Source organism: Micromonospora sp. CNZ295, assembly GCF_004217535.1.
This window is the reverse complement of sequence record NZ_SHKZ01000001.1, coordinates 6,248,717-6,268,107: the sequence shown is the minus strand read 5'-3', so window position 1 is coordinate 6,268,107 and position 19,391 is coordinate 6,248,717. Positions and strand designations below refer to the sequence as shown.

Annotated in this window: 16 protein-coding genes; 11 read left to right on the top strand and 5 right to left on the bottom strand. The window is 73.3% G+C overall.

What is annotated here, in order from left to right; genetic code table 11:
- Positions 1 to 17: 17 nt before the first annotated feature.
- Positions 18 to 458, bottom strand: a complete 441-nt coding sequence (locus tag EV376_RS29145; RefSeq protein WP_130328312.1) for a carboxymuconolactone decarboxylase family protein — start codon at positions 456 to 458, stop codon at positions 18 to 20.
- 477 nt (positions 459 to 935) lie between these two features.
- Between EV376_RS29145 and ileS the strand changes: the two genes are divergently transcribed.
- Both ileS and EV376_RS29130 read left to right on the top strand, forming a co-directional pair.
- On the top strand, positions 936 to 4,082 hold the full coding sequence (ileS, locus tag EV376_RS29135) for an isoleucine--tRNA ligase (RefSeq protein ID WP_130328311.1): 3,147 nt from the start codon (positions 936 to 938) through the stop codon (positions 4,080 to 4,082).
- Between the two features lie 163 nt (positions 4,083 to 4,245).
- Positions 4,246 to 4,944 (top strand): lysophospholipid acyltransferase family protein, encoded by a 699-nt coding sequence (locus tag EV376_RS29130; RefSeq protein WP_130328310.1) that lies wholly within the window; start codon positions 4,246 to 4,248, stop codon positions 4,942 to 4,944.
- A 43-nt stretch (positions 4,945 to 4,987) separates the two neighbouring features.
- Here EV376_RS29130 and EV376_RS31160 read toward each other — a convergent pair whose 3' ends face one another.
- Positions 4,988 to 6,361, bottom strand: coding sequence for a hypothetical protein (locus EV376_RS31160; protein WP_486482838.1), 1,374 nt, complete (start codon positions 6,359 to 6,361; stop codon positions 4,988 to 4,990).
- A 175-nt stretch (positions 6,362 to 6,536) separates the two neighbouring features.
- Between EV376_RS31160 and EV376_RS29120 the strand changes: the two genes are divergently transcribed.
- The 6 genes from EV376_RS29120 to obgE all read left to right on the top strand — a co-directional run bounded on the left by EV376_RS29120 (position 6,537) and on the right by obgE (position 15,000).
- A complete protein-coding gene (locus EV376_RS29120) occupies positions 6,537 to 8,522 on the top strand; it encodes a TIGR03960 family B12-binding radical SAM protein (protein ID WP_130328309.1) in 1,986 nt (661 codons plus the stop codon).
- A gap of 105 nt (positions 8,523 to 8,627) precedes the next feature.
- The gene (locus EV376_RS29115; RefSeq protein WP_130328308.1) at positions 8,628 to 9,347 is read left to right on the top strand and encodes a TIGR03936 family radical SAM-associated protein; all 720 of its coding nucleotides are present in this window, start codon (positions 8,628 to 8,630) and stop codon (positions 9,345 to 9,347) included.
- A gap of 132 nt (positions 9,348 to 9,479) precedes the next feature.
- The gene (locus EV376_RS29110; RefSeq protein ID WP_130328307.1) at positions 9,480 to 12,617 is read left to right on the top strand and encodes an Rne/Rng family ribonuclease; all 3,138 of its coding nucleotides are present in this window, start codon (positions 9,480 to 9,482) and stop codon (positions 12,615 to 12,617) included.
- Between the two features lie 245 nt (positions 12,618 to 12,862).
- Entirely contained in the window at positions 12,863 to 13,177 is a 315-nt protein-coding gene (rplU, locus tag EV376_RS29105; protein ID WP_117229528.1) for a 50S ribosomal protein L21, read from the top strand.
- An 11-nt stretch (positions 13,178 to 13,188) separates the two neighbouring features.
- Positions 13,189 to 13,443, top strand: a complete 255-nt coding sequence (gene rpmA, locus EV376_RS29100; RefSeq protein WP_130328306.1) for a 50S ribosomal protein L27 — start codon at positions 13,189 to 13,191, stop codon at positions 13,441 to 13,443.
- Positions 13,444 to 13,533: 90 nt separating this feature from the next.
- On the top strand, positions 13,534 to 15,000 hold the full coding sequence (obgE, locus tag EV376_RS29095) for a GTPase ObgE (RefSeq protein WP_130328305.1): 1,467 nt from the start codon (positions 13,534 to 13,536) through the stop codon (positions 14,998 to 15,000).
- A 3-nt stretch (positions 15,001 to 15,003) separates the two neighbouring features.
- On the opposite strand, the gene EV376_RS29090 is transcribed toward obgE, so the two are convergent.
- A complete protein-coding gene (locus tag EV376_RS29090) occupies positions 15,004 to 15,474 on the bottom strand; it encodes a DUF4383 domain-containing protein (RefSeq protein WP_130328304.1) in 471 nt (156 codons plus the stop codon).
- A gap of 252 nt (positions 15,475 to 15,726) precedes the next feature.
- Here EV376_RS29090 and EV376_RS29085 point away from each other — a divergent pair, with 252 nt between their 5' ends.
- The 3 genes from EV376_RS29085 to EV376_RS29075 are packed head-to-tail and all read left to right on the top strand — an operon-like array spanning position 15,727 to position 17,574.
- Positions 15,727 to 16,479, top strand: a complete 753-nt coding sequence (locus EV376_RS29085; protein WP_130328303.1) for a hypothetical protein — start codon at positions 15,727 to 15,729, stop codon at positions 16,477 to 16,479.
- Between the two features lie 31 nt (positions 16,480 to 16,510).
- The gene (locus EV376_RS29080; RefSeq protein ID WP_130328302.1) at positions 16,511 to 16,939 is read left to right on the top strand and encodes a phage holin family protein; all 429 of its coding nucleotides are present in this window, start codon (positions 16,511 to 16,513) and stop codon (positions 16,937 to 16,939) included.
- Positions 16,936 to 17,574 (top strand): DUF3618 domain-containing protein, encoded by a 639-nt coding sequence (locus EV376_RS29075; protein ID WP_130328301.1) that lies wholly within the window; start codon positions 16,936 to 16,938, stop codon positions 17,572 to 17,574. The genes EV376_RS29080 and EV376_RS29075 overlap by 4 nt, the downstream gene beginning before the upstream one ends.
- An 87-nt stretch (positions 17,575 to 17,661) precedes the next feature.
- Here the strand turns inward: EV376_RS29075 and EV376_RS29070 are convergent, their stop codons facing one another.
- The gene (locus EV376_RS29070; protein WP_130328300.1) at positions 17,662 to 18,909 is read right to left on the bottom strand and encodes a cytochrome P450; all 1,248 of its coding nucleotides are present in this window, start codon (positions 18,907 to 18,909) and stop codon (positions 17,662 to 17,664) included.
- 208 nt (positions 18,910 to 19,117) lie between these two features.
- Positions 19,118 to 19,336: a DUF397 domain-containing protein gene (locus EV376_RS29065; protein WP_130328299.1), complete on the bottom strand. Its 219-nt coding sequence runs from the start codon at positions 19,334 to 19,336 to the stop codon at positions 19,118 to 19,120.
- Between the last annotated feature and the right edge of the window lie 55 nt (positions 19,337 to 19,391).

Below are 19,391 nucleotides of genomic sequence, written 5' to 3'. Positions count from 1 at the left end.
GCGCGCTCGAGGGCGGGCTACCCCTCGACCGGCGGCTGCGTCCGGGTGGTCACCGCGATCCGGTTCCACACGTTGATCGTCGCGATCGCCATCACCAGGTCCGCGAGTTCCTTCTCGGACCACACCTTCGCCGCCGCGTCCCAGACGTCGTCGGGCACCCCGTGCTCACCGAGCCGGGTGACCGCGTCGGTGAGCGCCAGCGCGGTGCGCTCCCGCTCGTCGAAGAAGGGCGCCTCCCGCCAGGCGGCGACCGCGAACAGCCGCCGGCTCGACTCGCCCGAGGCGAGGGCGTCGCGGCTGTGCATGTCGACGCAGAACGCGCAGCCGTTCAGGATCGACGCCCGGAGCTTCACCAACTCCAGGACGGTGTGCTCGACGTTCGTCCGGACGTACTTCTCCAGCCCCAGCACCGCCTGGTAGGCCTCCGGCGCCACCTCGGCCGCGTTGATCCTCTGCATGACAACCTCCCGTTGGGTTCCTCCGACACGGACCCGACGGGACGACGGCAACCGGCGTGACGCCGGGGCACTGTGACACCGGTCATGCCCGGTCCACCCGCGGTCGATCATCGAGTTGTGGTGGGCGATGCAGCCCGCTGTGTCCCTTTTGTGGGGCACCACGACTCCATGATCGGCACGGGCACGCGGGACCGGTTACTCGGCGGCGGGCGGGCGGGCGGGTCGAGTACGCTGAAGCGCACAGGCGACGACCCGGCCATCACCGGTGAGCCTCCGGAAGAACAGCCGGGTGACCGGCCCAGTAGAACCGGACGGGTCCGGCCCGTCACAGCCGGCCAACGAGCGGGCGGTCGATCTTCGGCCGCCAAGCGGGGTGGTACCGCGGGCCTGCCCCGGGCACGCCGGACGGCGTACCGGATCAGGGCTCGTCCTCGCAGACCCACACGACCAGTGAGCTGCTGAGGAGAAGGACCCCCGATGGCCTATCCGTTGCACGACCCGGCCGCGACCGGCGTCCCCGCGAGCCCCGACCTGCCCGAGGTCGAGCGCCGGGTCCTGGAGCACTGGACGGCCGACAAGACCTTCGAGGCCTCGGTGGAGGCCCGGCCGGCCGGCGACCAGGGGAAGAACGAGTACGTCTTCTACGACGGCCCGCCGTTCGCCAACGGCCTGCCGCACTACGGCCACCTCTTCACCGGCTACGTCAAGGACGTGGTGCCGCGCTACCAGACCATGCGCGGCCGCCGGGTGGAGCGGCGTTTCGGCTGGGACTGCCACGGCCTGCCCGCCGAGGTGGTCGCCGAGAAGCAGCTCGGCATCACCACCAAGGCGGAGATCCTCGACCTGGGTGTGGCCCGGTTCAACGAGGCCTGCCGCACCTCGGTGCTGGAGTTCACCCAGGACTGGGAGCGGTACGTCACCCGCCAGGCCCGCTGGGTGGACTTCGCCAACGACTACAAGACGCTCGACCTGGACTACATGGAGAGCGTCATGTGGGCCTTCAAGACCCTGCACGACAAGGGTCTGGTCTACGAGGGCTTCCGGGTGCTCGCGTACTGCTGGCGCTGCGAGACGCCGCTGTCGAACACCGAGACCCGGATGGACGACGTCTACCGGGACCGGCACGACCCGACGCTGAGCGTGTGGTTCGAACTCACCCCGGACGAGGGCGCCCCGGAGCCGGTGCGCGGTGCGGCCAGGCTGGGCGTCTGGACCACCACGCCGTGGACGCTGCCGTCCAACCTGGCGCTCGCCGTCGGCCCGGACATCGAGTACGCGGTGCTGGAGCGCGCGGGGCAGCGGTACGTCGTCGGCGCGGCCCGGCTCGGCGCGTACGCCAAGGAACTGGAGGGGTACGAGCAGGTCGGCACGGTGTACGGCCGGGACCTGGTCGGGCGCCGCTACACCCCGCTGTACGACTTCCTGGTCGAGCACGCGGGGGAGAACGCGTACCAGGTGCTCGGGGCGGACTTCGTCACCACCGAGGACGGCACCGGGATCGTCCACCTGGCGCCGGCGTTCGGTGAGGACGACCAGAACGCCTGCACCTCGGCCGGCATCCCGACCGTCGTCACGGTGGACGACCACACCCGGTTCACCTCGCTCGTCCCGCCGTACCAGGGTGAGCAGGTCTTCGACGTCAACAAGCCGGTGATCCGGGAGCTGAAGGAGCGGGGGGTGGTGCTCAAGCAGGACACCTACACCCACGCGTACCCGCACTGCTGGCGCTGCGACACCCCACTGGTCTACAAGGCGGTGTCGTCCTGGTTCGTCGCGGTGACGCGGTTCAAGGACCGGATGGTCGAGCTGAACCAGCAGATCAACTGGACGCCCGGCCATATCAAGGACGGCTCGTTCGGCAAGTGGCTGGCCAACGCCCGGGACTGGTCGATCAGCCGGAACCGGTTCTGGGGCTCGCCGATCCCGGTGTGGAAGTCCGACGACCCGGCCTACCCCCGGGTGGACGTGTACGGCTCGCTCGCGGAGATCGAGCGGGACTTCGGCGTACGCCTGACCGACCTGCACCGGCCGGCGGTGGACGAGCTGGTCCGGCCCAACCCGGACGACCCGACCGGGCGCTCGATGATGCGCCGCGTCCCGGAGGTGCTGGACTGCTGGTTCGAGTCCGGGTCGATGCCGTTCGCCCAGGTGCACTACCCGTTCGAGAACGCGGACTGGTTCGAGGACCACTACCCCGGCGACTTCATCGTCGAGTACATCGGGCAGACGCGCGGCTGGTTCTACACGATGCACGTGCTGGCCACCGCGCTGTTCGACCGGCCGGCGTTCCGCAACTGCCTGAGCCACGGCATCCTGCTCGGCTCGGACGGTCGCAAGATGTCCAAGAGCCTGCGCAACTACCCGGACGTGTACCACGTCTTCGACACGTACGGCTCGGACGCGATGCGCTGGATGCTGATGTCGTCGCCGGTGCTGCGCGGCGGTGACATGTCGGTGACCGAGACGCTCATCCGGGACGCGGTGCGTCAGGTGCTGCTGCCGCTGTGGAACGTCTGGTACTTCTTCTCGCTCTACGCCAACGCCGACCGGCACACCGCACGGCGGCGCGCCGACTCGACGCACCTGCTCGACCGGTACGTGCTGGCCAAGACGAACGAGCTGGTGTCGACGGTGCAGGCGCAGATGGAGGCGTACGACATCTCCGGCGCCTGCGCCACCGTGCGGTCCTACCTGGACGCGCTGACCAACTGGTACGTGCGCCGCTCGCGGGACCGGTTCTGGTCCGGCGACGTCGACGCGTTCGACACCCTGTGGACGGTGCTGGAGACGCTCTGCCGGGTGGTCGCGCCGCTGGCGCCGCTGACCGCCGAGGAGATCTGGCGCGGCCTCACCGGCGGGCGGTCGGTGCACCTGACCGACTGGCCCGACGCCGCCGACTTCCCGGCCGACCACGACCTGGTCGCCGCGATGGACAACGTGCGGGCGGTCGCCTCGGCGGCGCTGTCGCTGCGCAAGGCCAAGGGCCTGCGGGTGCGGCTGCCGCTGTCGACGCTGACCGTAGCCGCGCCGGCGGCCGACGCGCTGCGGCCCTTCGCCGACCTGGTCGCCGACGAGGTGAACGTCAAGCGGGTGGTGTTCACCGACGAGGTGGGCAACTACTGCCAGCAGGTGCTGACCGTGGTGCCCCGGGTGCTCGGCCCGCGGGTCGGCAAGGCCGTCCAGCAGGTGATCAAGGCGGTCAAGGCGGGGGAGTGGGAGCTGGTCGACGGCGCCCCGGTCGCCGCCGGGGTCACCCTGGCCGAGGGCGAGTACGAGCTGCGCCTGGTCGCCGCCGACGCCGAGCACTCGGCGCCGCTGCCCGGCGGCGAGGGCGTGGTCGTCCTGGACACCGAGGTCACCCCGGAGCTGGCCGCCGAAGGGCTGGCCCGGGACGTCGTCCGGGTGGTGCAGCAGGCCCGCCGCGACGCCGACCTGGACATCTCCGACCGGATCGTGGTCACGCTCGCGGGCTCCGAGGAGGTGCGGGCGGCGGTGTCCGCGTACATCGACTTCGTGGCCCGGGAGGTGCTGGCCGAATCGGTGGACTTCGCCGACGGGCTCGACGGCTTCACCGGCGAGGTCGGCGAGGGCGAGCAGGTGACGGTGACCGTCCGGCGGGTATGAGGTGCGGAAGGGGCCCTTGTCAACGCCTGGGGCGGGAGGAGGGCCCCGCCGCAACCCACCGGTGGCGACGGGCGGCGGGAGGCCGACCACCTCCGTCGTCGGGGGAGGCGGGCGTCCGCTACCGTGACACCGCCCCTTACGCACTCGACCTGCCGGAGGACCAGTGCCGCTGCTCTACACCATCGGCAAGCTCACCGTGGCGCCCACGCTGCGGCTGGCCTTCCGTCCGACCGTGGAGGGGCTGGAGTACGTCCCGGAGACCGGCGGAGCGATCTTCGCCGGCAACCACCTCTCGGTCGCCGACGAGCTCTTCCTCGGCACGGTCGTCCCCCGGCACCTGGCGTTCTGGGCGAAGTCGGAGTACTTCAAGGGCACCAGCCTGAAGGGCCGGTTCTCCAAGTTCGTGCTGACCGGTCTGGGCGCGATCCCGGTCGAGCGGGCCGGGGGTCGGGCGGCGCTGACCGCGTTCGACGCCGCCATCCCCGCGCTCCAGGGCGGTGACCTGGTCGTGGTCTACCCGGAGGGGACCCGGTCCCCGGACGGGCGGCTCTACCGCGGGCGCACCGGCGCCGTCCGGCTGGCGCTGGCCGCCGGTGTGCCGATCATCCCGGTCGGCATGATCGGCACCGAGAAGGTCCAGCCGATCGGGGCCCGGGTGCCCCGCCCCTTCAGCGGCAAGATCACCGTCAGGTTCGGCAAGCCGCTGGACTTCACCGGGCGGTCCGACGACCGCACCTCGCTGCGGGCGATGACCGACGAGGTGATGAGCGAGATCCAGAAGCTGACCGGCCAGGAGTACGTCCCCCGGTACGCGCCGCCCCGCGCGCACCCGCCGGTCACCGGCGAGCCCGGGACGGCCTGATCCCGCTCCGGCGCCGCCTCCGGCCGGGCGCGGCGGCGCCGGCTCAGCTCTTCGTGACGATCTGTTCCCGCAGGGTGCCCAGCAGGGCGGCGCTGTCGTCCAGCGAGAGCCGGGTGAACACGGCCGTGGCGATGCTGCCGTGGTCGGCGGAGGTGCACACGACCACGTCGGTGCCGCCGTCCCGGCCGACCGCGCACCGGTCGTGCCGTCCCCGGACGCCGGTCTCGAACACCTTCGGCTCGCCGAGGGCGTACTTCTCGGTGAGCCGGGCCATCTCGGCGTCCGCCTCGGACTCCGGCGTGAACCAGAAGCCGGTGCCGCCGAAGACGGTCACCCGCTTGCCCGCTCGGGTGGTGTAGACCCCGGCGAACGTGTCGCTGGCCAGCAGGTGCGCGCTGCGGACCTCCGCCTTCAGCTCCTCGGCGGCCTGCGTGCTGCTCCGGTCGTCGCGTAGTCGCAGGTCCTTGACCTCCTGCGGCAGCGCGGCGCTCGCCGGGACCTGGGTGAACATGGGTGCCGCCCAGTAGGCCGGGCAGCCGCAGCAGCAGGCCAGCGTGAACAGCAGCAGCCAGGGCCACTTGCGCCGCCGGCGGACCGGCACCGGCACGTACCCCTTGGGGGCCTGCCAGCCGGGCGGCGGCGCGACCGGGCGCGCCGCCGTCGGCGAGCCGCGCCACCAGCGCTTCGGCCGTGCCGGCGGGGGCGGCGGCGCCGGGACCGGCGGCGGCGAGACCGGGTACGCGGGCGGCGGCGGGTACGCGGCCGCCGGTGAGCTCGGGTAGACCTGCGGGGCCGGTGCGGCCGGTGGCGAGACGGGGTGTCCGGCCGGCGGCGACGCCGCGGCGGGCGGACCCGGGTAGGGCCGGGTCGGCGCCGGGTGGGGCGTGGTCGGCGGCAGCGGCGGAAGCTCCGGCAGCTCGGCGGAGTGCAGGTCCCAGCCGCCGGTGTCGGCGCCGGCCCACGGGTCGACCGGGGTCCGGTCCTCCGGGGCCTCGGTGGGGCCCGGTGGCACCGGGGTGGGCTCGGCCGACTCGCCCCAGGAACGTCTGTGCGGCGGCGGGGGTGGCACGGCGGCCGAACCGCTCCACCGGGGCGCGGACGGCTCGGGGGCGTCGCCGGCCGGCAGCACCCGGGTGCCCGAGGGGCCGGCGTCCTCGGCCGGCAGTTTCCGGGTGCCGGCCGGGCCGGGCTGGTTGTCCGCCGGCGGTTCCGGGGCCCCGGACCGGCCGGGAGCGTCGTGCGCCGGTCGGTCCGGGGCGCCGGCCTCGGGTGCGGTGGGCGGCTCCGCGGGGCCGGACGCCTCGACGCGCGGGGTGGGGACCTCGCCCGGCGTGGCGGGGGGGACCGCCGGCTCCGGGGCGTGGTGCTGGGTGGTCCCGTCGACCGGCCGGTCTGCTTCCGGCTGCGGCTCCGGCATCTCAGCAGCCTCCTCTCGCCGAATCGAGGTTAGTACCGAGCCGCCACCGGTCACGAACCGCCGCCGCGTCAAGCGGGGACCCTTCCGCTACCGGAGACGTCGACAAGGGGCCGTTCCTGGTGGCGGTGCGGCGCGGCGCGGTCGACCGGTGGGCGGGCGCGTACCCTTGGGCATCATGAGCGTTCCGTCCACCACGCCGCGCCCGGCCGTGGCCAACTCCGTGTGGCCCCGGCTGGAGCCGTTGCTGCCCCAGGTGACCAAGCCCATCCAGTACGTCGGTGGCGAGCTGGGGGCGGTGGTCAAGGACTGGGACGCGGCGGCGGTGCGCTGGGCGCTGATGTACCCCGACGCGTACGAGGTCGGCCTGCCCAACCAGGGCGTGCAGATCCTGTACGAGGTGCTCAACGAGCTGCCCGACGTGCTCGCCGAGCGGACGTACGCGGTCTGGCCGGACCTGGAGCGGCTGATGCGCGCCAACCGGGTGCCGCAGTTCACCGTCGACGCGCACCGCCCGGTACGCGACTTCGACGTGTTCGGTGTCTCGTTCTCCACCGAGCTGGGCTACACCAACCTGCTCACCGCGATCGACCTGGCCGGCATCCCGCTGCTGGCCGCGGACCGCACCGAGGCCGATCCGGTGGTGCTGGCCGGTGGGCACGCCGCGTTCAACCCGGAGCCGATCGCCGATTTCGTCGACGCCGCCGTGCTCGGCGACGGCGAGGAGGCCGTCCTGGAGATCACCGCGATCGTCCGGGAGTGGAAGGCCGAGGGCCGTCCGGGCGGACGCGACGAGCTGCTGCTGCGGCTGGCCCGCACCGAGAGCATCTACGTGCCGCGCTTCTACGACGTGGACTACCTGCCCGACGGGCGGATCCAGCGGGTCGTGCCGAACCGCCCGGACGTGCCGTTCCGGGTGCACAAGCGCACGACGATGGACCTGGACGCGTGGCCGTACCCGAAGAAGCCCCTCGTGCCGCTGGCCGAGACGGTCCACGAGCGGTACGCGGTGGAGATCTTCCGGGGGTGCACCCGGGGCTGCCGGTTCTGCCAGGCGGGGATGATCACCCGTCCGGTGCGGGAGCGCTCGATCACCACGGTGGGGCAGATGGTGCAGCAGGGGCTGGAGTTCTCCGGCTTCCACGAGGTGGGCCTGCTGTCGCTGTCGTCGGCCGACCACTCGGAGATCGGGGACATGTGCTCCGGCCTCGCCCAGCAGTACGAGGGCACCAACGTGTCCCTGTCGCTGCCGTCGACCCGGGTGGACGCGTTCAACATCGAGCTGGCGCAGGAGCTGTCCCGCAACGGCCGGCGGACCGGCCTGACCTTCGCCCCGGAGGGCGGGTCGGAACGGATCCGCAAGGTCATCAACAAGATGGTCTCCAAGGAAGACCTGATCCGCACCGTCGTCACCGCGTACACCAACGGGTGGCGGCAGGTGAAGCTCTACTTCATGTGCGGCCTGCCCACCGAGACGGACGAGGACGTCCTGGAGATCGCCGACATGGCGCACGAGGTCATCCGGGCCGGCCGGACGGCGACGGGCAGCAGGGACATCCGCTGCACGGTCTCCATCGGTGGCTTCGTGCCCAAGCCGCACACCCCGTTCCAGTGGGCCGCGATGGAGCGGCCGGAGGTCATCGACGGCCGGCTCAAGCTGCTCAAGCAGGCGATCAACGCGGACCGTTCGCTGGGCCGGGCGATCGGCTTCCGCTACCACGACGGGGAGCCGTCGCTGATCGAGGGCCTGCTGTCCCGCGGCGACCGCCGGGTCGGCGCGGTCATCCGCCGGGTCTGGGAGAACGGCGGCCGGTTCGACGGCTGGAGCGAGCACTTCTCGTACCAGCGCTGGGTGGACGCCGCCGCCGAGGTGCTGCCGGCCTTCGGGGTCGACCTCGACTGGTACACCACCCGGGAGCGCGACGAGCTGGAGGTCCTGCCCTGGGACCACCTGGACTCGGGCCTGGACAAGGAGTGGCTCTGGCAGGACTGGCAGGACGCCCTGAGCGGGTACGAGCAGGACGACTGCCGGTGGACGCCGTGCTTCGACTGCGGCGTCTGCCCGTCCATGGACACCGAGATCCAGATCGGCCCCACCGGGAAGAAGCTGCTCCCGCTGACCCCGATCAACGGGCTGCGGGCCCCCAGCGGCGCCCGGCGGTAGCCCCGGTGCCGGCGACCTCCGCCGGCCCGACACCCGAGGAGCACGACGATCATCAGAAAACCACAGCCGGAGGGCGGGCAGGCGCCGGTCGTCCAGCGCATCCGCATCCGGTACGCCAAACGGGGGCCGCTGCGGTTCACCTCGCACCGGGACTTCGCGCGCGCCTTCGAGCGGGCGCTGCGCCGGGCGGGCGTGCCCATGGCATACTCCCAGGGCTTCACCCCCCATCCGAAGATCTCCTACGCCAGCGCCGCGCCCACGGGGGTGGCGAGTGAGGCCGAGTACCTGGAGATCGGGCTGCGCGAGGCGGTCGACCCGGCGGAGCTGCGCGCCGCCCTCGACGCCGCCCTCTCGCCCGGGCTCGACGTGCTGGACGCCGTGGTGGCGACCGGCGGGAGCCTCGCCGACCGGATCGACGCGTCACACTGGCGGATCGAGCTGCCCGAGGTCGAGTCGGCCCTGCTGCACAAGGCGGTCGCCGCCTTCACCGCGGCGGACGAGGTGCTGGTCGAGCGAATGACCAAGCAGGGCCGACGCACCTTCGACGCCCGGGCGGCGGTCATCTCCGTCGATGTGGTGGCGCCGACGGAGACGCCTTCCGGGGTCGCGGCGGTACCGTGTGCGATACTCGAACTGGTCGTGCGGCAGGTCACCCCCGCCGTCCGGCCCGATGACGTCCTTTCCGGCCTCCGCGTGGTGGCCGACCTGGAGCCGCCGGTCTCGCCTCGGGTGACCCGGCTGGCTCAGGGCACGTTGACCGCGCAGGGTGCGATCGCGGATCCGTTGGACGCGGACCGTGACGGGGCAACCATCGGTGGGCACTGACCGACGGTCGGTGCCCGGCTAGGCAGACTTCGGCGCTCGCGCGGCTCGCGCGAGCGGCGGAAACACCTTTTGCGGCGACCCTGCGTGGCAGCGCTCACCCGCGCCCGGGGCAGCCAGAACTGGAGAACCTCCATGCTCGAGAACGAGCCCGAGGGCGGCGAACGCACCGGCTCCCAGCCGGCCGGCGAGACCGCCGAGCACCCCGCCGCCGAGCGCGGCGTCCCCGCCGCCTCGGCGGGCACCCCGGCCGCCGGCGAGCCGGCCGCCGCCACCCCGCCCGAGCCGTCGGGCGTCGCCCCGGCGGAGGCGACCGGTCCGGCGCCGAGTGAGACGGCCGGCACCGGCGTCGCCGAACTGGGCGAGCCGGTGGCCCCGGCGCGTAAGCGGGCCAGCCGGAAGCGGGCCACCCCGGTGAACCGGCCGGAGCAGACCGACGCCCCCGTCGACGCCGGCAGCGCCGCCGCGGCGGCGGGCAGCGGCGAGGCCCCCCAGGCGGAGGTGCTCGCCCCGATCGCCGGTGACGGCGAGCCCCCCGCGAAGGCGACCCGTCGCCGGAGGAAGGCCACGACGGCCAAGGCCGCCGAGGAGCGGCCGGCGGTCGACGGGGCGGAAGAGGCGACGGCGGAGGTCGTGCCACCGGTGAAGGTGACGCGTACCCGCCGCCGGAAGGCGGCCCCCGCGGCGGCCGAGCCGGCCGCGGCGACCGAGGCCGCCGAACCCGAGGCGACCGAGCCGGTCGCGGAGCCGACCTCGGAGCCGGTCGCCCCGGCGGCGGCCGAGCCCGCCGCCGACCTGGTCGCCGAGGAGGAGCAGGCCGAGGCGGAGCAGGTCGAGCCGGAGGCCGGCACGGAGTTCGGCGCGGCGCAGCCGCCGCCGGCCAGCGGCGCCGGGAGCGGCGCGGGCGAGGTGCCGCCCGGCGTGACCGTGGGCGGGGCCACCGAGGAGGCCGAGCCGGAGCGCCCGGGGCGCCGCCGGCGCGCCGTGCTCTCCGCCCCCACCGTGCTGTTCATGGCCCCGCAGCCGGAGGAGATCGTGCCCGCGCCGGCCGCCGAGGAGCCCGCCGCCGAGGAGCCGGCCGAGCCGGCACGCCGGCGTCGGCGGGGCCGCCGCGACGTCGAACCGGTCGAGCCCGTGGCGGCCGTCGAGGCCGAGGAGGAGCCGACCGAGGAGGTCGTGGCGGCCGCCGAGGAGGAGGACGAGGACGAGGACGAGACGGCCGCCGGTCGCCGCCGGCGGCGGCGCGGCCGCCGCGGTCGTGGCCGAGGTAAGGGCGGCGCCGAGGAGATCGAGGACGAGGAGGCCGAGGGCGCCGTCCAGGCGGAGGCGGAGGAGGCCGAAGCCGAGGAGCCCGAGGCCGAGGACGGCGAGGGGCTGACCCGCCGCCGGCGGCGGCGCCGCCGCCGCGGCGCGGGCGACGTCGAGGCCACCGCCGAGGACGGCGTGCCGACCGTCGTGAAGATCCGCGAGCCGCGCCGCACCGTCGACGAGGTGCAGGGGGTCTCCGGCTCGACCCGCCTCGAGGCGAAGCGCCAGCGGCGCCGCGACGGTCGCGAGCAGCGCCGTACCCGGCCGCCGATCCTCAGCGAGGCCGAGTTCCTGGCGCGGCGGGAGTCGGTGGACCGGATGATGGCTGTCCGGCAGCGCGGCGACCGGACGCAGATCGCCGTCCTCGAGGACGGCGTGCTGGTCGAGCACTACGTCACCCGCAACTCGTCCGCCACCATGGCCGGCAACGTCTACCTGGGCAAGGTGCAGAACGTGCTGCCCAGCATGGAGGCCGCGTTCGTCGACATCGGCCGGGGCCGCAACGCTGTGCTGTACGCGGGCGAGGTCAACTGGGACACCACCGGCCTGGAGGGCCGGGCCCGGTCGATCGAGCAGGCGCTCAAGTCCGGCGACTCGGTGCTCGTGCAGGTCACCAAGGACCCGATCGGGCACAAGGGCGCCCGGCTGACCAGCCACGTCGCGCTCTCCGGCCGCCACCTCGTGTACGTGCCCGGCGGCAACGCCTCCGGGATCAGCCGCAAGCTGCCGGACAACGAGCGCAAGCGCCTGCGGGACGCGCTGAAGAAGCTGGTCCCCGACGGCGCGGGTGTGATCGTCCGCACGGCCGCCGAGGGCGCCAGCGAGGACGAACTGGCCCGTGACGTCAAGCGGCTGCAGGCGCAGTGGGAGGACATCCAGGCGAAGGCCGCCGAGGGCGGCGCGCCGGTGCTGCTCTACGAGGAGCCCGACCTGGTCATCCGCGTCGTCCGGGACCTCTTCAACGAGGACTTCCGGGAGCTGGTGATCGAGGGCGAGGGCGCCTACGACCTGGTCGAGTCATACCTGTCGCACGTCTCGCCGGACCTGGTCGCCCGCCTGCGGCGGCACGTGGGCACCACCGACGTGTTCACCGAGTACCGCATCGACGAGCAGATCCTCAAGGGCCTGGACCGGAAGGTCTTCCTCCCGTCCGGCGGCCACCTGGTGATCGACCGCACCGAGGCGATGACCGTGGTGGACGTCAACACCGGCAAGTACACCGGGGCCGGCGGCAACCTGGAGGAGACCGTCACCCGGAACAACCTGGAGGCCGCCGAGGAGATCGTCCGCCAGCTGCGGCTGCGCGACATCGGCGGCATCGTGGTGATCGACTTCATCGACATGGTGCTGGAGTCGAACCGCGAGCTGGTGCTCCGCCGGTTGACCGAGTGCCTGGGCCGGGACCGCACCAAGCACCAGGTCACCGAGATCACCTCGCTCGGCCTGGTGCAGATGACCCGCAAGCGGATCGGCGCCGGCCTGCTGGAGGCGTTCAGCGAGACCTGCGAGTGCTGCAAGGGCCGGGGGCTGATCATCCACACCGAGCCGGTGCCGGAGAAGCCGCGCTCGGGCGGGGCGGGGGAGAAGGTCAAGGCCGTCGCCTCGGCCGCCCCGGCCGCCGAGGCCGGCTCCCGCCGCCGGGCGCGCAAGGGCGCCCCGGCCGAGCGGACGGTGGTCGAGGTCGCCGAGACCGAGAGCCCGGCCGAGGTCATCGCCACCACCGACGCCACCACCACCGGGTCGGACCCGGAGTACTACGACACGATGGGCTACGACCTGTCCCGGTACGAGACCGAGACGGCGGCCGCTCCGGACATCGCGGAGGCCCAGACCGGCGACTCGGCGCGGCTCGCGGCGCCGGACGACCCGGACGCGCTGGGCGAGGGGGACGGTGAGGAGTCCGAGGGCGGCACCGGCCGCCGGCGCTCGCGCCGGGGAAGCGCGCGGCGGCGTACCCGCCCCTGACCGGTCTCCGGTACGGCAGCAGGGCCTCCGCCCCGACGGGCGGGGGCCCTCGTCGTCGCGCGGGGTAGGCTGGGAGCGTTCCGGCCGGCCCGGTTTGGGAGTCGGCCCGAGCATGGCGTACGCTTGCCTGCGGCGCACTCTTGTGTGCCGAGTTCCCGCGTGCCCGCGCCGCCGTGCCTCAGCCGCCCGGCGAGCCGCCGTGGGAACGACCGCCAGCAGCCTCAACGACAGGGAGTCCGCCTCCGATGTACGCGATCGTCAAGACCGGCGGCAAGCAGTACAAGGTCGCCGAGGGCGACGTGATCGAGGTCGAGAAGCTCGCCGGTGCCCCCGGCGACGCGGTGAAGCTCGCCGCGGTGCTCCTCGTCGACGGTGACGACCTGGTGACCGACGCGGCGAAGCTTGCCGAGGTCGAGGTGTCCGGCGAGATCGCCGCGCACACCAAGGGCCCGAAGATCCGGATCCACAAGTTCAAGAACAAGACCGGCTACCACAAGCGCCAGGGTCACCGCCAGCCGCTGACCCAGGTCAAGGTGACCGGCATCTCCAGCGGGAAGTAGGTCGTCCTCCAATGGCTCACAAAAAGGGTGCGTCCAGCTCGCGTAACGGCCGGGATTCCGCGGCCCAGCGGCTCGGCGTGAAGCGCTTCGGTGGTCAGGTCGTCAACGCGGGCGAGATCATCATCCGCCAGCGCGGCACCAAGTTCCACCCGGGTGACCTGGTCGGCCGCGGCGGCGACGACACGCTCTTCGCCCTGGCCGCCGGTGCGGTCCAGTTCGGCACCAGGCGGGGTCGCAAGACCGTCAGCATCGTGCCGCAGCAGTAGTTCTCGGGCGAAGCGGGCCGCGGACCTGGTGTCCCGGCCCGCTTCGCCTTTTCTCGTGCGGGGCTGGCCTCCGCTGGAAGGATTGGCAGCGTGACGACGTTCGTTGACCGGGTCGTCCTGCACCTGCAGGCCGGCGACGGCGGGCACGGCTGTGTCTCGATCCACCGGGAGAAGTTCAAGCCCTTCGGTGGCCCGGACGGAGGCAACGGCGGGCACGGCGGCAGCGTCTCGCTGGTCGTCGACCCGCAGGTGCACACGCTGCTCGACTTCCACTTCCGCCCGCACGTCAAGGCGCCCAACGGCAAGGGGGGCGCCGGGTCGAACCGGGACGGCGCGAACGGCGCCGACCTGGTCCTCAAGGTGCCCAACGGCACGGTCGTGCAGACCGCCGACGGCACGGTGCTCGCCGATCTGGTCGGTGCCGGCACCACCTACGAGGCGGCCCGCGGCGGGCGCGGCGGCCGGGGCAACGCGTCGCTGGCCAACGCCCGCCGCAAGGCGCCCGGCTTCGCCGAGCTGGGCGAGCCGGGCGAGCAGCTCGACGTGGTGCTGGAGCTGAAGAGCGTCGCCGACGTCGGCCTGGTCGGCTACCCGTCCGCCGGCAAGTCGTCGCTGATCTCGGTGATCTCCGCCGCCAAGCCGAAGATCGCCGACTACCCGTTCACCACCCTGGTGCCCAACCTCGGCGTGGTCCGGGTGGACAACCACACCTTCACCGTCGCGGACGTGCCCGGCCTGATCCCGGGCGCGGCCACCGGCAAGGGGCTCGGCCTGGAGTTCCTCCGGCACATCGAGCGTTGCGCGGTGCTCGTGCACGTCGTCGACACGGCGACCCTGGAGACCGAGCGGGACCCGGTGGCCGACATCGACACGATCGAGGCGGAGCTGACCGCGTACGGGGGGCTGGCTGACCGGCCGCGCCTGGTCGCGCTCAACAAGGTCGACGTGCCGGACGGGCGGGACCTCGCCGAGATCGTCCGCCCCGACCTGGAGGCCCGCGGCTACCGGGTGTTCGAGGTGTCGGCGGCCACCCGCGAAGGGCTGAAGGAGCTGACGTACGCGATGGCGGAGCTGGTGGACGCGGCGCGGGCCGCGGCGCCGCCGGCCGAGCCCACCCGGATCGTCATCCGGCCGCAGGCGGTCGACGACGCGGGCTTCACCATCGAGGCCGCGCCCGACGGCGCCTGGGTCGTACGCGGATCCCGCCCGGAGCGGTGGGTGCGGCAGACCAACTTCGACAACGACGAGGCGGTCGGCTACCTGGCCGACCGGCTGGCCCGGCTCGGCGTGGAGGAGAAGCTCGGCAAGGCCGGCGCCCAGCCCGGCGACCTGGTCCGGATCGGGGACCGCGAGTTCGACTGGCAGCCCACCCTGTACGCGGGCGCCGAGTTCGTGCCCGGCGTGCGGGGCGCCGACATCCGGTTGGAGGAGAAGTCGAACCGGCCCACGGCGGCCGAGCGGCTGGCGTCCCGCAAGGCCCGGCGGCAGCGGCCGGCCGACGAGATCGGGCCCGGCGAGATCGGGCCCGGCGAGCCGGACGTGGACGACGCCGGTTAGCGGTCAGGGCCGGTCGAACGGTGTGTCGAGCCGGCCGCCGGTGCCCACCTGGTTGGAGAGCAGCAGCCCGAGGGCGAGCATGCTGAAGCCCAGGAACAGGTGCAGCCAGTTGTCGGCGTCGTTCAGCGGGACCAGGTTGACCGGGCTCTCCTGGTCGATGACGAATCCGTACAGCCAGAGGCCGAGGTAGAGGACGCCGCCGACGGCCAGGAAGAGCCGTGCGCCGCTCACCCGGCGGGCCAGCACCAGGCCGACCAGGCCGAAACCCAGGTGCAGGACGTTGTGCAGAATCGACACCTGGAACAGGCCGAGCAGCTTCGCCTTCGAGTGGTGCCCGCCGAAGCGCAGCTCGCCGTAGTCGGTGGTGATGCCGGGGATGAACCCGAGTACCCCGATGAGGAGGAAGACCCCGGCCGCCGCGAGGGCGGCGATCTGGACCGCGTGCCTCGATCCCCCGCGTGCGTTCTGTGCCATCCATGCACCTCCGTGGATCCGCGGACCCCCGCCCGCGGTACCGGTCGCGCGGATCGCCCGTCGCTGTCCGCGACGGCGACGACACCCGGGCCCGACGATCCTCCATTTTGAAGTCCGCGCGGGCCGTCCCGCAGAGAAACGGCGGATCAGGTATGGAAGGAAAAATGCAGGGTAGGTCATTTGCCGGCGGCGGTACGACCGCCGTCCATCCCCCAAGAAGACCGCGACGGTCATCCGAGCGGAAGGGACATCATGACCTACGATCTGTCACCCACTACTTCCACGTACGCGTCGGAGTCCGCGAACGGCGGCGGGGCTCGCGAGCAGGCCCGCCAGGTGGGCTCGGAGGCCAAGCAGGCCGGTGGCGCGGTCGCCGAGACCGCCAAGGAGCAGGGCCGTGAGGTCGTCGGGGAGGCCCGGCGGCAGGCGCGCAGCCTCTACGGCGAGGCCCGCAGCCAGCTCGCCGGCCAGGCCGGTGAGCAGCAGCGGCGTGCCGCCGGTGGGCTGCGCTCGCTCGCCGACGAGATGCGCACGATGGCGGAGCAGGGCGGCCAGGCCGGCCCGGTCAGCGAACTCGCCCGCCAGGCCGCCGACCGTGTGCACGGTGTCGCCGGCTGGCTGGAGCAGCGGGAGCCCGGCGACCTGATCGCCGAGGTCCGGAACTACGCCCGCCGCAACCCGGGCACGTTCCTGGTCGGCGCCGCCGTTCTCGGCGTGCTCGCCGGCCGGATGACCCGTGGCCTCTCGGCCGCGAGCGACGACGGCGGCGGGACGTCCGACGGTGGTTACGACCCGGAGCGTACGGCGGTCATCCCGTCGTCGCGGGCGGTGCCCGACCAGATCCCGCCGGGCGGCTACCTCGACCCCACCCCGGGCGCGTACGTCGACCCGCAGACCAGGACCAGCTACGCCGACCCGGCCGGCGGGGCCGGGCAGCCGCTGCCCCCGGCGACTCAGACCGACCCGCTGCCCGGCGTGCCGTCCAGCGGGACCACCCGCCCGTGACCGGCCGACACGACCGAAGGGAGGCGGTGGCATGACCACGCCGGGATATCACCCGCACGACGCGGACGAGGTGCGCAACAGCTCCGTCGGTGAGCTGATGCGCCAGGTCACCTCCGACCTGTCCACGCTGCTGCGGCAGGAGGTGGAGCTGGCCAAGGCCGAGATCCGCGAGGAGGGGAAGAAGGCCGGCAAGGCGGCCGGGTTCTTCGGCGGTGCCGGGTTCGGCGGCTACATGGTCGCCCTGTTCCTGTCGCTGGCTCTCTGGGCCGGGCTGTCCAACGTGCTGGACGCCGGCTGGGCGGCCCTGATCGTGGCCGTCATCTGGGCCGGGATCGCCGCCGCCCTCTACGCCATGGCGAAGAGGAACGCGGAGCGGATCCGCGGCCTCAAGCAGACCAACGACAGCGTGCAGCGGATCCCCGACGCGCTCAAGCCCCACCCGCAGGAGGTCACCCGATGAGCACCGACCCCGAGCAGATCCGCCGGGAGATCGAAGCCACCCGTAGCAACCTGAGCTCCGATGTGGACGCGCTGGCGTACAAGGTCAGCCCGGGCCGCATCGTCGACGACCGCAAGCAGCGGGTCCGTGGCGCGCTGCAGAATGTGAGGGACAAGGTCATGGGAAGCGCGTCCGACCTCGGTCACAGCACGAAGCACGGCGCCCACGCCGTCGGCGACCACGCGTCCTCGGCCGCCTCGGCGGTCGGCGACAAGGCGCACTCGGCCGCGTCGACGGTGAGTGACGCCGCGCAGCGGGCCCCGCACATGATCCGGCGGAAGTCGGAGGGCAACCCGCTCGCCGCCGGCCTGGTCGCGTTCGGGGTGGGCTGGCTGGTCTCGTCGCTGATCCCGGCCAGCCAGCGTGAGCAGCAGGTCGCGACGCAGGTCAAGGAGCGGGCCGGCGAGCACTCCGGTGCGGTCAAGGAGAAGCTGACCGAGGTCGCGCAGGAGGTGAAGGAGGAGCTGCGCGAGCCCGCGCAGCAGGCCGCCGAGTCGGTGAAGCAGACCACCCAGGACGCCGTCCAGACGGTCCAGCACGACACCCGCTCCGCCGCCGACGACGTCAAGGACCGCGCGCAACACGCGCACCCCTGACCTCGCCCTTCGCGGGCCTTCCCACGTGCCGTCCGGGCTCCCTGACCCGGGGTTTCCCGCGGCCACAAGGTCGCGGGAAACCCCGGGTCAGGCGGTGCGCCGGACGTTGGTGACGAGGAATCCGCTCGGCGGCAGCGCCGGCATCCGGCCCAGGTCCAGGGCGAGGTCCTGCGGGGGTACGTCGTACGACATGGCGCTGGTCAGGATGGTCACCGCCCGCTTCATCAGCTCGATGGTCACCCACTCGCCGGCGCAGCGGTGCCCGCCCAGGTGCTCGCCGCCACCCTGCGGGACGAGGCTGAACGGGTCGCCGCGCCAACCGACGAAGCGTTCCGGCCGGAACTCCTCCGGGGCGGGCCAGAGCGCCCGGTGGTGGTTGGTGCCGTAGAGGTCGAGCAGTACCCGGCGGCCCCGGGGGAAGTGGTGGCCCTGCCAGTCGAAGGAGCGCCGCACCCGCGCCGCCTGGACCGGGAAGAACGGGTAGTAGCGGCGTACCTCCTGCACGAAGGCCTCATTGACCTCCGCGCTCTCGCGGACCCGCTCGCGCCAGCCCGGGTGGTCGTGCAGGGCCAGTGCCGCGAAGACGACGAAGCGGTCGACCGCGACGGTGGGGCGCAGGACGTTGAGCAGCTCCACGGCGGCGATCCGGCGGGGGAGGAGCCGCCCCCGCGGGTCCCGGTGCTCCGCGATCACCCGCAGGGCGCTGCCCTCCGGCGCGGGCAGCGTGCCGACCCGCTCCCGGTCGACGAGGTCGCCGGCCCAGCGTTCGCCGAGGCGTCGGGCGATCATGCCCTTCCAGTGCCCGGGGCCGATCGCCGCCGCGCTCCCGATCATCGCGTGCAGCTCCGCGGTGCGCAGCCGCACCTGCGACTCGGGCAGCGGCACACCGGCCCAGGCGCAGACCGCCCGGGTCACGATGCGGCCCAGCTCCTGGTAGAGCACCACCGGTCCGGACGTCTCCCAGACCGGGATCCGTGCCCGCCACTCGTCCTCGAACAGCTGACCGAGCCGGGTGACCGCGCTCGGCGTCATGAGCGACATGAACATGGCCTTGCGGTTCGCGTGTTCCGCGCCGTCGAGCCCCTGCACGCCGCCGACGCCGGTCAGCGTCCGCTTGACCCGCTTCGGCATCGCCCCGGCCCGGACGAATCGCTCGTCGTCGTAGAACAGCTCGGCCGCCGGCCGCCCCCGCATGCAGATCGTGCGCTTCAGCAGGAGACGGGTGGCGAAGATGTCGGTGCCGTAGCGGTCGCACCGCTCGCCGACGAACCGGTAGCCGGACCGCAGGAACGCGAGGCTGCTGTCCGGGCTGCGATCCACCGGCATCGTCCCCATCGCTCCTCCTGACGCTGGTCCGCCACCGGGCGGCCGCCGCTGAGCGCCGCTCGGGCTCGGCGCTCTTCGTGGTGCAACTACCCAGGTCAGAGCCCCTGAATCCCGCGCCGGCAGGTGGAGCGCGTCGGCCGCCGCACGGTCGACGCGACCTCCCTGCGGTCGTGGCGTCGGCCTGGGCCGGACAGCCGGGCCGCCGGGAGGTCGGGGCTCAGCCCAGGTCGAACTCGCCGTCCTGGGCGCCGGCGACGAAGGCGTCCCACTCGGCCTGGGTGAACACCAGCACCGGCCCGTCCGGGTCGGCGGAGTTGCGCATGCCGATCAGGTCGTCGACGAACGCCACCTCGACGGCGCCGTCCGAGGTGTCATCCTCGGCCCGCTGCCAGACGGCCCGCGAAAGGTCGAAGTCGCCCTTGGGGTGCGTCGTCATGGTCCAGTCCTCCAGTGCCGCAGGTCAGGGGAGCGGTTCGGGATCCCCATCGGGC

Bases quoted from the DNA above. Each gene is read 5' to 3' on its own strand.
- EV376_RS29145 (WP_130328312.1), bottom strand. From the start codon at position 458: ATGCAGAGGATCAACGCGGCCGAGGTGGCGCCGGAGGCCTACCAGGCG.
- ileS (WP_130328311.1), top strand. From the start codon at position 936: ATGGCCTATCCGTTGCACGACCCGGCCGCGACCGGCGTCCCCGCGAGC.
- EV376_RS31160 (WP_486482838.1), bottom strand. From the start codon at position 6,361: ATGCCGGAGCCGCAGCCGGAAGCAGACCGGCCGGTCGACGGGACCACC.
- EV376_RS29120 (WP_130328309.1), top strand. From the start codon at position 6,537: ATGAGCGTTCCGTCCACCACGCCGCGCCCGGCCGTGGCCAACTCCGTG.
- EV376_RS29110 (WP_130328307.1), top strand. From the start codon at position 9,480: ATGCTCGAGAACGAGCCCGAGGGCGGCGAACGCACCGGCTCCCAGCCG.
- rplU (WP_117229528.1), top strand. From the start codon at position 12,863: ATGTACGCGATCGTCAAGACCGGCGGCAAGCAGTACAAGGTCGCCGAG.
- rpmA (WP_130328306.1), top strand. From the start codon at position 13,189: ATGGCTCACAAAAAGGGTGCGTCCAGCTCGCGTAACGGCCGGGATTCC.
- EV376_RS29090 (WP_130328304.1), bottom strand. From the start codon at position 15,474: ATGGCACAGAACGCACGCGGGGGATCGAGGCACGCGGTCCAGATCGCC.
- EV376_RS29085 (WP_130328303.1), top strand. From the start codon at position 15,727: ATGACCTACGATCTGTCACCCACTACTTCCACGTACGCGTCGGAGTCC.
- EV376_RS29080 (WP_130328302.1), top strand. From the start codon at position 16,511: ATGACCACGCCGGGATATCACCCGCACGACGCGGACGAGGTGCGCAAC.
- EV376_RS29075 (WP_130328301.1), top strand. From the start codon at position 16,936: ATGAGCACCGACCCCGAGCAGATCCGCCGGGAGATCGAAGCCACCCGT.
- EV376_RS29070 (WP_130328300.1), bottom strand. From the start codon at position 18,909: ATGGGGACGATGCCGGTGGATCGCAGCCCGGACAGCAGCCTCGCGTTC.
- EV376_RS29065 (WP_130328299.1), bottom strand. From the start codon at position 19,336: ATGACGACGCACCCCAAGGGCGACTTCGACCTTTCGCGGGCCGTCTGG.